The organism is Paenibacillus sp. PastF-3 (assembly GCF_029893135.1).
GTDB classification, from domain to species: domain Bacteria; phylum Bacillota; class Bacilli; order Paenibacillales; family Paenibacillaceae; genus Paenibacillus_AQ; species Paenibacillus_AQ nitricinens.
In genome coordinates this window covers 536,157-551,182 of the sequence record NZ_JARXWM010000002.1, presented here as the reverse complement: position 1 = coordinate 551,182, position 15,026 = coordinate 536,157, and the positions used below count along the sequence as shown (strand labels likewise).

Genomic DNA, 15,026 nt, shown 5'->3' with positions numbered 1-15,026 from the left:
ACATCTAGAAGATCAAAATCACATAAACCAACATTCTCCCATATTCTATAGGCAAATGCCTTTGTTAAAGGGGAGCGACTGGATGTTAAGGATTAGATTGAATGAGCTGGGAAAAGGGAATGACAATGGTCCATTGCAAGCGGATGTATGGAGATGGGACGGCATTGGCTGGAACGAATATATTACGCAGCAAGAAGAAGATTTCATACGTACAGAAGAGGAACTGTTCGTTACGATCCCAGCAGAGGCGGGATTATATCGTGTAGACTACTCTAATAAGCCTTATGAGACACCGTATGTATTACCGGAGTGGGTTGACGACGAATTAAGAAATACTGGGCTGCATCCGGCGCCCTTTAATCTTAAAGAGGGTACGCTTTGGGGATATATTAACGACGAAGGTCGTGTTCAGATTGAACCTAGATACGAATATGCTGAGGATTTTCAGGAAAATGGGCTAGCAATTGTACAACGAAAAAACAGTAGCGGACTGATCGACAGCTCTGGACGGGAGCGGGTGAAGCCCATTTACTCGTTTATTGCCCCTTTTTCGGAAGGACGCGCAGTAGTATCAGATGCGAAAGGGTACACATTTATTGATGAAAAAGGTAAGGAGGTGACTCCAGCCCGTTATGATTATCTAAACTCATTACATGAGGGACTTGCATTATTTTCGAAACAAAACACAACGGGTGGTCAATCCCTATACGGGTATGTAGATGCGCAAGGCAAAGAGGTTTTGCCTGCAATTTATTTGGATGCCAATGATTTCATGAATGGTGTGGCTTTAGTCAAGATTAAAGAGGGGGAGTACGCACTCATTGATCCTGAAGGGAAGATTCTGCATACGTACAATCATCCATTCGTAGGGAGTCCGGGTGATGGGCTGCTCTCCTATCAAGCGACTGAGAACGGTAAGTACGGTTACTTAAACACTGATGGAACAGTAGCTATTCAGCCACAATTCACTTCTGCCTTACCTTTTTCGGAGGGGCGTGCAGTGGTGAACACCGCGGAGAACTATGGCAACGCCTATGGGCTGATTGATAAACAAGGAAAAATGATCATCCCTGCGAAATATTATGAAGTCCTGCAGCTTGGTGAGGGCAGAGCAGCCATAGGAACACCAATATTCCCTAGTCAACCTTATCGAGGCTCACGTTACATTATCGCTGATGCAGAGACAGGAGCGATTCTGAGCAATCATACCCTGCTTGGTGTGAATAATTATCAGGACGGACTGGCGTCTGTGTATGATGCTAAGGAGACTTTTTTTATAGATCGAACTGGAAAAAGAGCAGCTCAGCCTCCAGTTATTCAAGGGACGGGAACACTTACCCTCAGTGGGCGCCTAATTAGAGCAGATATAGATCAACGTACAGCATATTATGATCGTCAAGGGAAACAGATTTGGAGGCAAAATGGAGTCATCCCACTGAGACCGCCATATTCCGTAGTAGAGAAGAAGTACAAACCGAACAGGGATTATCTGGTTTACTATCCGGTTGTTGAGGGAATTGCAAGTGCGGAAGTTTCTAGAGAGGTTAATGATAAATTACGGAAGCTTTCCCTAGTTGAAGACCCAGGTAGTAATGGAGCAACACAGGATTTCAGTTACAATGGTGATTTTTCAGTGTCCTTTTTCCGCAAAAACCTTCTAGTGCTGGAATTAACGGGTTATCGATATCCTTTTGGAGCAGCCCACGGTATGCCTACCAAAATCTATACCCATACTAATTTGCGAAATGGAAGGTTCTATAAGCTGGGTGACCTGTTCAAGCCAGGAAGCAGATATGTGGAGAAGCTAAGTAAAATCGTCGGAAAGCAGATTGAGAATGACCCTCAATACTCTTATGTTTTTCCGGATACGTATAAAGGAATTACCTCGGATCAGCCTTTCTTTGTAGATAATGAAGCGTTGTATCTTTATTTTGCTCCTTATGAGATTGCTCCTTATGTTGCGGGTTTTCCCACTTTCCGTATTCCATACGCAGAAATTATGGGACTTATCTCTACTGAGGGAGACTTTTGGCAGTCGTTTCACTAGTTCCCTCATATCCATTAGCACTTAGAAGTTGCTATTCTCTCGAGAATGGCGACTTTTTTGTTTTTTATCGTGAAAATCTAATGCATTCAGACTTAGAAAACTTACAGTCAAGACTATTAAATGTTAAAAATTAGAAGAGCACAGCTGATAGAATTATGCTACAATGACTGAGGAACAAATTACAACTTTGTAACATTTGTAGCTGGTCACTCTAAGCAGAAACATATATTACACACAAGAAAGAGGAGATGGCAGAATGAAGAACAAGAGATTAAGAGCAATTATTGGTGGTAGTGTAGCAGCTGTTATGGCCCTTAGTATTTCACTTCCACTCGAAGCGAATGCGGCCTCAACTGAAGTAACAGTAATTAAATCAGGTACTAGCTATGAGCAAGTTTTACAATATCTAAAACAAGCCAACCTACAGGGATTCCCTATTTTTAATAGCACAATCGTGGTGTCCAAGCCTCAAACAGGAACGGTTCCAAATAAAGATACATCTACCGCAACTCCGGTTACTAAGCCTTCGGATACGACTACTGTAACTAAGCCTGTAACTAAACCTTCGGATACGACTACTGTAACTAAGCCTGTAACTAAACCTACAGAAACTACACCTAGTACAGGTGCTGCGAGCAATAAAGGAACTTATGTTCAACAGATCGTAACGCTGGTAAATAAAGAGCGTGCAGCAGCTGGTCTGAAACCTGTTTCTGGATTGGACAGCCTTCATAAAGTAGCAGCTACAAAAGCTACGGATATGCGTACTAATAACTATTTTTCACATACTTCACCTACGTATGGTTCACCATTCGATATGATGAAATCCTTTGGGATCACGTATAACGCCGCAGGCGAGAACATTGCTATGGGTCAAAAAACACCAGAAGAAGTAATGAAAGCATGGATGAATAGTCCTGGTCATAAAGCTAATATTTTGAATGCTAATTTCAATTATATCGGTGTAGGTTATGACAATAACTATTGGGTTCAAGAATTTATTGGTAAATAATTGAAAATATCATTACTGAAATCAACGTTCTCCGATGAAAATCGGGGGACGTTTTTTTGTGCCCAAACTTTAATCGCTGAATTTTTTTGAGAATTTTCGTATTCATATTTGGGTTAAATAAGCGGAGCAGCTGGATTTATTTCTGTTCTAGACATTTGCAAAACCGGTATGGAAGATTTATGTTTATGTACATAGTTAAGATCTTTGTAAATTGTGGAACAATACATAATAGAACGGCACACGGAGGGATGGCTTTGAATGATTCAAAGTGGACATGGCGCAGCGTTAGCCTGATTTCCATAGTAACAACCATAATTCTAATTGTAGGTTTAGTTTATGCGGTCAGAGACATTATCTATCCGGTTGGAGAAGCCGCAGACACCAACATACCTCAACAAACAGCTGCTCCAGCGGCGGAAGCTGACAAGAAGCTCAAAGTTGTTGCTCTCGGAGATTCGCTAACCAAGGGAACTGGTGATAACACCGGGGAAGGATTTGTTAAGCGTACAGTTAGTGGTTTATCTGCTAAAGGTGTTGAGGTTGATTTTTTAGGGAATATGGGGATTAATGGTTTAACTACTGCAGGACTGCTAAGCAAGCTGGAAGAAGATGGTGTAGATTACGCGCTGCATATGGCGAATGTCATTCTGCTCTCGATCGGAGGGAATGATTTATTCAAGGACTCAAATATTTTGCAGAATAGTGGCGCACTTCAAAGTGAATCCACGACCGATCAAGAGCTGACTCCAGAGTCTTTGCTAGCAGCCCTTCCAGAAGCAGTAGGAAGATTAGGTAAGATTCTGCAGAAAATCACGGAAATCAATCCAAATGCTCAAATTTATTATATGGGTCTATACAACCCCTTTGGTGATATACCAGATCTGCTTGTACCAGGTAATCAGGCGGTTGCGAAGTGGAATAATGCGGCAATGGATGTTATTAATAAGCACAGCAATATGACATTGGTTCCAACCTTCGACTTGTTTAACAAGCATTTGGACAAATACTTATCAACGGATCATTTTCATCCGAATGGGGATGGCTATCAGCGAATCGGAGAGCGATTCATTCAGGCTATACACTAGAACACAATTGAGAGCCAGCTTTCTAAGAAAGATGATTTGTGTTTAACAAGGAGCTAAAGAGAATATGACAAAAGCGAACAGTGATGAATCCAGTCCGGTCGTCTTGTCTGTAGACGGGGTACGGAAAAAAATAGGGCGAAAGTGGATTATAGATGATGTTACGTTTGATGTGAGAAAAGGAGAAATTTTTGGCTTCCTCGGACCCAATGGAGCTGGAAAGACAACTACGATTCGAATGCTTGTCGATTTGATTCGTCCAAGCGAGGGCAAGATTACGGTATGTGGTTACAATGTAAACCGAAATCCGGAAAAAGCGTTGCAATTTGTTGGCTCTATCGTGGAGAACCCTGAGGTATATACCTATTTGACGGGATGGGAGAATTTACAGCATTTTGCCCGGATGCAGCCTGGTATTGATAATACTCGCATTAGTGAAGTGGTAGATATCGTACGGTTAGATCAACGAATCCATGATAAGGTAAGTACATATTCGCTTGGGATGAGGCAGCGACTTGGTATAGCGCAGGCTCTTCTGGGACATCCGCGTCTGCTTATTCTGGACGAGCCAACAAATGGGCTAGATCCAAAGGGAATTAAGGAGCTGCGAGAATTTATACGCAAGCTAGCAGATGAGGGGTTGGCGGTATTTGTATCGAGTCATTTACTTAGTGAAATCCAGCTTCTCTGCGACCGTGTTGCGATTATTAGTAAAGGGCGAGTACTTGCAGTGGGTTCGGTAGATGAGCTTATTGCCCGAAATTCGCCGTATGTACTTTGGGAGCTAGAGCCTTTTGCTGAAGCTAGGACATTACTGGCTGATCGCCCAGATATTCAGATTCAGAATCTGGAAGACGTTACCTTGGATGATTCAATAATTGCAGGTATGGGCCCGAATTCTTTAATCACAATTATGGAGCAGGATTTGATCCCCGAGATTGTGGCTGTTATGGTGACTGCTGAAATCGAAGTTAGGGCTGTGCATAAAATCAATCCGACACTGGAACAGCTATTCTTGAAACTAACGGAGGGTGAGAACGTTGAATAATATGCTTCCGCTAATCCGTAATGAATGTTTAAAAATCATAAAAAAGAAACGGTTTTATGTTATACTGCTGATTCTGATTGTTCTGGTGCCTATGTTCACCTACGCGCAAATGCGATCTGCTGAGCGTAGCCGAGATAAATTCAACTCCGATTGGCGCCTGGAGATCCAGCAGCAGATCATTGATAATCAAAATTCTTTGGGTAGCGACCGGATTCCAGAGGAATGGAAGACTTATCGGCGAATATTTGTACAGCAGCTTCAATATTACCTTCACCATGATGTGAATCCGAACGAGCCAAGTGGCGTTACCTTTACCCGTGAGTTTATGGATAATTCCGTTACTTTATTTATTCCACTACTCATTATGGCTGTAGCTTCGGATTTAGTTTCTGCGGAGCGGACTACAGGGACGATCAAAATGCTGCTGACAAGGCCAGTTAAGCGTTGGAAAGTTTTGTTTAGCAAAATGGCGGCACTGCTTATGTTTGTCTCACTCATCGTACTCTCCACATTTGTGATCAGCTATTTGATCTCTGGTCTCGCTTTTGGATATAAGGGCTTCAATATCCCTGTTTTTACAGGCTTTAAGATCAGTGGGGACTCGGTAGATATGTCTACTGTACATGCAATACCACAGTGGAAATATATGCTTATGCAAGGTGGATTGGTCTGGTTCGTAAGCGTTGTAGTTGCCCTGCTTGCTTTTATGATCTCTGTACTTGTAAGGAGCACTGCTGCTAGTATAGTGGTCATGATGGCAGCGCTGATCGCTGGAAATATTTTGACCAATATGGCTTCAGCCTGGACAACAGCGAAATATTTATTTATGGTAAATCTTGGACTGACCGGCTATTTGTCAGGAACTCCCGCCCCTATAGAGGGGATGTCCTTGTCATTTTCCATGGCTGTGCTGGCAGTATGGGGGGCTGTTTCGGTGATCATTTCATTCGCCGTCTTTACGAAAAGGGATATTTTGAATTAGAATGTACAAAGTGACGAAAACGTTTGTTTGCATTTTTAGAAATATAAGAACGTATAAGTTTTGCACCTATACTTTATATCTTATGTTTCTCGCTAAAAGGCTTACCGTCCTTATAAGGACGCCAAAGGCGCAATGCTTTAGTATAGAGAAAAGAAGGAGGAGCATGAATGCTCGAACAGATCGATATGTTTGCTGAAGTTTCTAATAACGGCGAGAATAGCCGTACTGGATACGATGCTGACGACATTCAAGTGCTCGAAGGTCTGGTTGCAGTGCGCAAACGACCTGGCATGTATATCGGCAGTACAAGTTCTTCGGGACTACATCATCTAGTATGGGAAATTGTAGATAATGCTGTGGATGAGCATTTAGCCAAGTATTGTACGAAGATTGACTTACTACTTCGCAAAGATGGCTCAGTAACAGTGACAGACAACGGCCGTGGAATTCCAACTGGAATGCATAAGACAGGAGTGCCAACGCCGCAGGTTGTATTTACAATTTTGCATGCAGGCGGTAAATTCGGTGGATCTGGTTACAAGAAATCAGGCGGTTTGCATGGCGTAGGGGCTTCAGTAACGAATGCTTTGTCTGAATGGCTTGAAGTAGAGATTTATCGTGAGGGCAAAATCCATCGTCAACGTTTTGAATATTGGGTGGACAAGAAGGGGAAAGAGCATGTTGGCGAGCCAGTAACGGGCCTTGAAATTTTAGGAAACACCAACAAAACCGGTTCGAAAATTACTTTTAAACCGGATATTCGCGTCTTTCCAAATGGAATTGCCCTGAATTATGACACGCTGGCAGAGCGGGTACAGGAGATTGCCTTTCTGAATTCCGGTCTGCGTATTACGCTGCATGATGAGCGGAGCAATCGTCAGGACGAGTTCTTTTACGAAGGTGGCGCCAGCCAATTTGTACAATTCCTGAATGAAGGCAAGGATGTTCTGCATGATGTCATTCACTTCAGCGCAGAAAAAGACGATATCGAAGTGGAAGTGGCTCTTCAGTACAATGGAGGCTATACGGAAACTCTGGCTTCCTTCGTTAACTCCATTCCTACTCGTAGTGGTGGTACGCATGAGACGGGCTTTAAGACTGCGTATACTCGTGTGTTAAATGACTATGCCCGCCGCACACAGTTGCTTAAAGAAAAGGATAAGAATTTAGAAGGAAATGATCTCCGCGAAGGTATGATGGCTGTTATTAGTGTTAAAATGTCCGAGGTTGAGTTTGTTGGACAGACGAAGGATCAGCTCGGAAGTGCTTCTGCCCGTAGTGCAGTAGACTATATCGTATCTGAGAATATGGCTCGTTTCCTGGAAGAAAACCCACAGGTAGCGCAGAGTCTTTTGAAAAAATCAATTCAGGCTTCGAAGGCTCGGGAAGCGGCTCGCAAAGCCCGCGATGAGATTCGTACAGGTAAGAAACGTAGCGAGAGCTCGAATCTTGGTGGGAAATTGTCACCTGCGCAGTCCAAGGACGTTACACGTACTGAGCTGTTCATCGTAGAAGGTGATTCAGCCGGTGGCTCAGCGAAGCAAGGCCGTGATTCAAAGATTCAGGCGATCTTGCCGCTAAAAGGGAAACCTATGAATCCGGAAAAAGCCAAGCTGCTGGATATCCTGAAGAACGATGAATATAAAGCAATCATTTCCACGATTGGTGCAGGAATTGGCCCGGATTTTACCGTCGAAGACAGCAATTATTCCAAAATTATCATTATGACCGATGCGGATACAGATGGAGCGCATATTCAGGTGCTGCTGCTGACATTTTTCTATCGTTATATGAAGCCGTTAATAGATGCCGGAAAGGTTTTTATCGCCCAGCCTCCGCTTTATAAGCTGACCCGCAAAACGGGCAAGCTGGAGACCGTAAGGTATGCATGGAGTGACGAAGAATTGCAAAATTATTTAAAGGAATTTGGCAAAAACTTCGAGCTTCAGCGCTATAAAGGATTGGGTGAGATGAACCCTGATCAGCTGTGGGAAACAACGATGAATCCAGAATCGCGTACACTGCTTCAAGTGCAGATTGAGGATGCGGCTAAGGCTGAGCGTCGTGTTTCTACACTGATGGGTGATAAGGTCGATCCTCGTAAACGTTGGATTGTTGAAAATGTCGATTTCACTGAAATTGTAGAGTAGCTGCAGTTAGTAGTGCTGCAAGTGACGATAATCCCGATTTTCTAAAAGCTTGTGATTCTTGGAACGTAGGGGAATTTTGGAACTGTAGGAGCGATAGCGTCCGCCTTTGTCTCCTGATTTTATCCGCATTAGCGGTATAATCAAAGAAATCTGGAGACAACAGCGGCTGGAAGTCCAAGAATCCCAGGAGTGTTCATGAGAAGCACCATACTATTATAAAACGGGCAGTTTGAGGAACAGAAGGTGAGCAAAGTGAGTAGTTTATCAGAACAATTTTTGCCGGCTTTTCTGGAAGAGGTCGTCGGTGACCGCTTTGGTCGGTATTCCAAATATATTATTCAGGACCGGGCGATTCCCGATGTCCGCGATGGACTTAAGCCTGTACAGCGCCGGATTCTTTATGCGATGTACGATTCTGGCAACACGCCTGACAAGCCGTACCGCAAGTCAGCCAAAACCGTCGGGGATGTAATGGGTAATTACCATCCACATGGTGACTCCTCGATTTACGATGGTATGGTTCGTATGGCACAGCCATGGAAGATGGGGCATGTTCTTGTTGACGGTCATGGCAACTGGGGCTCGATGGACGATGACCCAGCTGCGGCAATGCGTTATACGGAAGCACGCTTATCTCCGATTGCAATGGAGATGATGCGTGATATCGAGAAGCGGACGGTGCTGTTTAAGGACAACTTTGACAATACAGCCAAAGAGCCTGTAGTTGTTCCTTCCAGGTATCCGAATCTACTCGTAAATGGCACGAGTGGGATTTCCGCAGGCTTTGCCACGGAGATTCCGCCACATAATCTACGGGAGGTTATTGATGCTTGTATCGCAGTGATGCAGAAGCCGGATATTGAACTAGAAGATATCATGACCTTTATGAAAGGTCCGGATTTCCCTACAGGCGGCACTATTATGGGCGGAGATGGCATCATGGATGCTTACCGTACTGGTAAAGGCCGTATTTATTTACGCTCCAAGACTGAGATTGAAAATATGCGTGGCGGCAAGCAACAAATCGTGATTACGGAAGTTCCATTCCAGATTGTAAAATCACGACTAGTTACCTCCATGGAGAATATTCGATTAGAGAAGAAGATCGATGGCATTGCTGAAGTTCGTGATGAGAGTGGACGAGAAGGACTTCGGATTGTGGTGGAGCTCAAGAAAGAAGCGGATGCCCAAGGCGTTTTGGCATATCTGCTCAAAAAAACCGATCTTCAAATTACCTATAACTTCAATATGGTGGCGATCGTCAACAAGGCTCCGCAACAGCTTGGCCTTAAAGCCATCCTGGAGGCCTATATCGCGCATCAGCGTGAAGTAGTGACTCACCGCACCCAATTTGATCTGGAACGCGCAGAAGACCGTGCTCATGTCTTAGAGGGCTTGGTTAAGGCACTGAATATTCTTGATGAGGTCATCGCTGCCATTAAAGCATCGAAGAACCGTCAGGACGCTCAGAACAATCTCGTGTGGATGTTCGGGTTCAGTGAACGTCAAGCGGATTCTATTCTTACCTTACAATTGTATCGTCTGACGAATTTGGAGATTACTTCACTCCAAAAAGAATTGGATGAAATGATGGTCAAGATTACACATCTGCGTGGCATATTGGAAAGTGACAAGAAGCTCGTAGCTGTAATCCGTAAGGAATTGCTTGAGATCCGCGACAAATACGGGATCGATCGCCGTTCGCTCATCCAAGGCGAAGTTGAGGAGCTTAAGGTTAGCCTTGAAGCGCTGGTCAACGCAGAGGATGTGCTAGTAGCACTTTCCGCAGACGGTTATATTAAGCGTACAAGTATGCTTTCCTTTACCCGCTCTGGTGGGGAACGTCATACTTCAGGCGTTAAAGAAGGCGATCATATCGTTAAGCTGCTCGATGTGAATACCCGTGACAGTCTGCTGGTATTTACGCGCAAGGGGCAGTACTTCTTACTTCCGGTTCACCAGATTCCAGAGTTTAAATGGAAAGAACCTGGTACTGCGATTGTTAACGTTATCGGGTTGTCTAAAGGGGATGGAATCATTAGCGTGATTCCGGTCAATAATCTTGATGATCCGCAGCAAAGCCTTGTGTTTATCACCCGCAGAGGTCAGGTTAAGCGTACAGAGCTCAAGGAATACTCTACAAGCCGCTCTGGAGCCGTAGCAGCCTGTAAGGTAGCAGACGGTGATGAGATCATTACAGTCGTTACTAGTACGAATGACAAGGACATTGTACTAGTGACTCGTGAAGGAATGAGTATTAGATTCCATGAGAATGAAGTTAATCCTATGGGCCGTGTTGCATCCGGTGTAAGAGGCATTCAGCTTCGTGAGGGCGATGAGGTGATTTCTTGCTTCTGGGTCAGTGAAGATGAAGGTGAGATCCTTTCTATCTCCGATATCGGATATGCGAAACGTTCATTACTAGTGGATTATCCATCTCAAAGCCGCGGTGGCAAAGGGATGCCAACCTTTGAATTTAAGGAAGGCAAGCGAGTACGGCCAAATGGCAGTAAATTGGCAGGGGCTTTCTATTGCAGAGAGCCGCTGGAACTTAATGCAATTACACGGGAGAATGCACATCACACGTTCTCTTCTGAATCTGCACCACTTGGAGAGCGTCGTTCTACAGGCAAACAGATTGTCCCTGTGGAGAAAAAGGATGAGATTGTTAATCTTTTCCCAGCAGTGAAGTAAACAAGCCAAGGCACGTAGTCAATTCTTCTTGAGAATTGACTACGTGCCTTTTTCTAATTTTCTCGCTTATCAGTTATGAAGATTTATTTTTCTTCTTTTGCAGGAAATGGAATTTGTTTCGCGAAAATGTAGTTATACCGGATAGAACCGCAAGGAAAGGAAGGAATCAGTGTGCACGCTTCTGAATTCAGTAAAATTTGGCATAAAATTTTAAAAGATTACAAACTACATATGGACAGTAATCTTGCCCCATCGCTAACGGATGCCCAACTCACAGTACTTGAACTGCTTCAGGAACGTGATGCCATGAAGCCTTCTGATCTGGCTCCACATCTGGCGACCAGTCCTGCAGCGGTTACTATGTTACTTGATCGGATGGAGAAAAATGGGCTTATCATTCGGGAGAGAGATGCTGCGGATCGCCGTATTGTATGGGTGAGTATAACGGAAATTGGAACGCAGGAGACTGCACGTGGTTTGAAGATCCGCAGTGATTTTTTTGCAGAAGCGCTTGATCCGATATCCTCTCATAACCAACAGCTACTACTCTATTTAATGGGCAAAATGGTTGTTACAACAACACCGGAAGGTTCTACACCATGAATAATCGGGGTGACAAGGGCCGGAGAAATAGATTGAGGTACAAGCTTGCGATGACAAGCTATTAAAAAAGTACAACAACACTTATTTTTAAAAAAGAAGGCCATCCATTAACGGATAGCCTTCTTTTGTAATTCCTTGGACCATAAATCCCAAGGATGGGTTTGCGGGGGCAGGGAAATAAGTTCTACTTCTTCTTTAGTAACAGGGTGGGGAAAGCCTACAAGTGCAGACCACAGTGCAATTTGCTGTCCAGGTCTGTTCACCGAAGCCCCATACTTCTGATCACCGTATAATGGGCAGCCGATGGAGCTGAGCTGCACTCGAATTTGATGGGAACGACCGGTGAGTAAATCGATCTTGAGCAGGCTGTAACCCTCAGCGCTGCCAAGTACTGTGTAATCCAGAATGGCTTCCTTACCGCCGGGGGTTCCTTTACGGACGACAGTGACGGTATTGCTCTTGGCGTCTTTAAGCAGTGTATCGGTAAGACGGCCATGAGATGCTGGTGGTTTACCGTGCACGACCGTTAAGTACACCTTATGAAAGCTGTGAGTTCTGACACACTCGGATAGTCTTGATGCTGCTTTTGATGTCTTGGCAAAGATCATTGCACCCCCAACTGGACGATCCAGGCGGTGGACTAGCCCCATATATACGTTGCCAGGCTTGTTGAAGCGTTCCTTCACATCTTCTTTGAGCAGATTGAGCAGATCAGGATCTCCAGTAGCATCCTCCTGAACAGGAATATTCACGGGCTTCACTATGCCTAGAAGATGATTATCTTCGTATAACACTTCAAAGCGCTTCGATATTCCGTCCAGCGGCTCGTTGCTGCCAGATAAATGCTGTGTCATGGCTTACGCCTCCCAGCGTCCCAGAATACCGCATGGCAGGTTCATGCCGGAGGAAGTGATCGGAAGACCGATTTCACCGGAGGTGAGCTTCCCGCCATAACGTTTACCCATGGTCATCGACAACATATTACGTAGGACCGTTGGAGAAATCCCAGTGGTGTATGAATTGATTAGCATAAACAAAGGTTTGTCGCTCATGATTTGCATACAGCTCTCAAGGAAAGGATATAAGCTGGACTCCAGCTTCCACATTTCTCCGCCAGGCCCTCTTCCATAGGAAGGCGGGTCCATGATAATCGCATCATACTTACTACCACGACGTTGTTCACGTTGTACGAATTTGAATACGTCATCCGTGATGTAGCGAACTGGACGCTCGCCTAGGCCGGACAGCTGGACATTTTCTTTTGCCCATTGCACCATTCCTTTGGCTGCATCCACGTGAACAACCGAAGCGCCGGCACTTGCTGCGGCTACAGTAGCTCCACCTGTGTAAGCAAATAGATTTAGTACTGAGATCGGACGGTTAGCAGCCGCAATCTTGTCCATCATCCAGCTCCAGTTGGCCGCTTGTTCAGGGAATAACCCTGTATGTTTAAAATTCGTAGGACGCAAATGGAATTTTAATTTTCCGTAACTAATTTTCCAATCATCCGGAATTGTTTTCTTCATTTCCCATTGTCCACCACCCGCTGAGGAACGGTGATAATGACCGTGTACATCACGCCATTTCGCTGTCTCATTGGAGAGTGGCCAAATAATTTGTGGATCCGGACGGCGCAGGATGATGTCACCCCAACGTTCAAGCTTCTCTCCACCGCCAGTGTCAATTACTTCATAGTCTTTCCAGTCGCTAGCTATATACATTTTTTAATCCATCCTTCAAAAATTCATTTAGCCTTTATTGTACATCATTTCACCATATAGCTACAAACAAAATAAGCACAAGCCCAACACTCTGCTTATTTTATCCAATGAAGATAATGTGTATAATATTTCCATGCTCACAGCTATTATTCTGGCAGATCAAGCAATGATTGTGTATGATCAGATACCAGAGTCTTTACAATATTTATGATCGGAGAATAGCAGCTTATGTTCAATCTCGCACCTCTATATTTCCCGATAACTGCAAATCCAGCACAAACTAGTGAATTTCTACCTAGTCGAGCTTTGCAGCCATATATTCGCTGTTTCTGGGGCTCTGTTACACCGCGTATTTCTACAGAGGCATCCGTTCACGTAGTGGACAAGGCATCTGGTTACAAAATTCGAATGGAAACCATTATTCCAGATACATGCATGGACATTATTTGGAATCTGAATGAATCGACAGGCTTAACAACTACCGTTTTTTCCGGCATCAATGATGCTCCTTTTGAAGTCCCTTCAGACAGGGGGAAGGGTATGATCTCAACCTTTGGTATCCGATTTCATTTCTGGGCCGTTCATTTTTTTTCAGATGACCATCTCCGGGATGTCCTGAATGCATTTGTAGATGTGGACCAGTACTTTTGTACTTTTAAAAAAGAGCTAGGACTTCTGCTGGAACAAGCAAATTCTATGAATGAAAGGATAGCAGCAGCTGAGGCATATCTTTTTCAGCGTCTTGAGCGTGGAGGACGGACTAATGATCGGATGATGAATGCAATTTATACCCTAATTAAACAAAAGGGTGTGGTAACAGCTGAGGATTTGGAAACCAGCTCTAATCTAAGCAGACGCCAACTCGAAAGACTTTTTCAAGAATACGTAGGTGTATCCCCTAAAAAAACAGCTGACCTTGTGCGATTTCAGAATGTATGGCGGGAAATGTATCAACTGCCTGTGCAGACGAAGAATATTCAGGATCTTATTTTTACTTATGGATTCAGCCATCAGCCTCATTTTATAAACAGTTTTAAAAAATATGCAGGAAGAACACCACTTGAGGCTTTAGTCTATGCGGGCAGATAAATGTCGCATTTTTGCAATACAAAGGATGCTAGCCTTGTTAAACTCAAGTAAGAAATGGATACTATGATGATGAGAATGAAAGGGGACAAATTATGATTTCGTCTTTTGAAGGTACTAACATCTACACTAAGGATACTGCTGCGTTGGCTGCATTTTATTCGGAGGTGCTAGGGATTCCAATTCCGTTCGAAGGCTACGGCAATTTTGATGGTGCAAAGATTGGATTCGACAAGAAGCAGCCTGGAATCATCATTTGGGATGAGACGAAATGGGAAAAGCTCACAACTGGCTTTGTTAATTTAGTATTCGGCTGCGATAATCTCGATGAGACGTACGAGCAGTTAAAGGCTAAGGGACTGGATTGTCAGCCACCGGTTACGATGGCGTATGGCGGGAAAGAAATGAATTTCCGCGATCCAGATGGTAATCACATTACCTTGCTCGAAGGAGCATACTAAAACATTTTGAACAAAAAAGGGATTGAACGCAAACATCAACCGTGTGATTAAACGGGAGTTTGCGTTTTTTTTATTTTATTCATTTGACAATGATAATCATTATCAAATAGAATGGGGGTGAAGCACACATCATTTAAATT

At 44.0% G+C, this 15,026-nt stretch carries 12 protein-coding genes; 10 read left to right on the top strand and 2 right to left on the bottom strand.

Features of this window, described 5'->3' with window-relative positions; all coding sequences use genetic code 11:
• Positions 1–82: 82 nt before the first annotated feature.
• From M2444_RS06520 to M2444_RS06485, 8 genes are all read left to right on the top strand, one after another.
• The gene (locus tag M2444_RS06520) at positions 83–2,047 is read left to right on the top strand and encodes a WG repeat-containing protein (protein ID WP_280786563.1); all 1,965 of its coding nucleotides are present in this window, start codon (positions 83–85) and stop codon (positions 2,045–2,047) included.
• A 256-nt stretch (positions 2,048–2,303) separates the two neighbouring features.
• Positions 2,304–3,059 carry a CAP domain-containing protein gene (locus M2444_RS06515; RefSeq protein ID WP_280786562.1) on the top strand — a complete coding sequence of 252 codons (756 nt, stop codon included), beginning with the start codon at positions 2,304–2,306 and terminating at the stop codon, positions 3,057–3,059.
• Positions 3,060–3,307: 248 nt separating this feature from the next.
• A complete protein-coding gene (locus tag M2444_RS06510; RefSeq protein WP_341135303.1) occupies positions 3,308–4,144 on the top strand; it encodes a GDSL-type esterase/lipase family protein in 837 nt (278 codons plus the stop codon).
• A gap of 64 nt (positions 4,145–4,208) precedes the next feature.
• On the top strand, positions 4,209–5,189 hold the full coding sequence (locus tag M2444_RS06505; RefSeq protein WP_094874813.1) for an ABC transporter ATP-binding protein: 981 nt from the start codon (positions 4,209–4,211) through the stop codon (positions 5,187–5,189).
• Positions 5,182–6,171, top strand: coding sequence for an ABC transporter permease (locus M2444_RS06500; protein WP_094879024.1), 990 nt, complete (start codon positions 5,182–5,184; stop codon positions 6,169–6,171). Before M2444_RS06505 ends, M2444_RS06500 begins: the two co-directional genes overlap by 8 nt.
• 167 nt (positions 6,172–6,338) lie before the next feature.
• Positions 6,339–8,321, top strand: coding sequence for a DNA topoisomerase IV subunit B (parE, locus tag M2444_RS06495; protein ID WP_042190046.1), 1,983 nt, complete (start codon positions 6,339–6,341; stop codon positions 8,319–8,321).
• A gap of 252 nt (positions 8,322–8,573) precedes the next feature.
• The gene (gene gyrA / locus M2444_RS06490) at positions 8,574–11,015 is read left to right on the top strand and encodes a DNA gyrase subunit A (protein ID WP_094870246.1); all 2,442 of its coding nucleotides are present in this window, start codon (positions 8,574–8,576) and stop codon (positions 11,013–11,015) included.
• 171 nt (positions 11,016–11,186) lie between these two features.
• Positions 11,187–11,618, top strand: coding sequence for a MarR family winged helix-turn-helix transcriptional regulator (locus M2444_RS06485; RefSeq protein ID WP_094870245.1), 432 nt, complete (start codon positions 11,187–11,189; stop codon positions 11,616–11,618).
• Between the two features lie 107 nt (positions 11,619–11,725).
• Here M2444_RS06485 and M2444_RS06480 read toward each other — a convergent pair whose 3' ends face one another.
• Entirely contained in the window at positions 11,726–12,472 is a 747-nt protein-coding gene (locus M2444_RS06480; protein ID WP_280786560.1) for an RluA family pseudouridine synthase, read from the bottom strand.
• Between the two features lie 3 nt (positions 12,473–12,475).
• The gene (locus tag M2444_RS06475; RefSeq protein ID WP_042190039.1) at positions 12,476–13,339 is read right to left on the bottom strand and encodes a class I SAM-dependent methyltransferase; all 864 of its coding nucleotides are present in this window, start codon (positions 13,337–13,339) and stop codon (positions 12,476–12,478) included.
• Between the two features lie 228 nt (positions 13,340–13,567).
• On the opposite strand from M2444_RS06475, the gene M2444_RS06470 reads away from it, so the two are divergent.
• Complete coding sequence (locus M2444_RS06470; RefSeq protein ID WP_280786559.1) at positions 13,568–14,428, top strand: helix-turn-helix domain-containing protein; 861 nt, start codon at positions 13,568–13,570, stop codon at positions 14,426–14,428.
• A 92-nt stretch (positions 14,429–14,520) separates the two neighbouring features.
• Positions 14,521–14,886: a VOC family protein gene (locus M2444_RS06465; protein ID WP_076299603.1), complete on the top strand. Its 366-nt coding sequence runs from the start codon at positions 14,521–14,523 to the stop codon at positions 14,884–14,886.
• Positions 14,887–15,026: the final 140 nt, after the last annotated feature.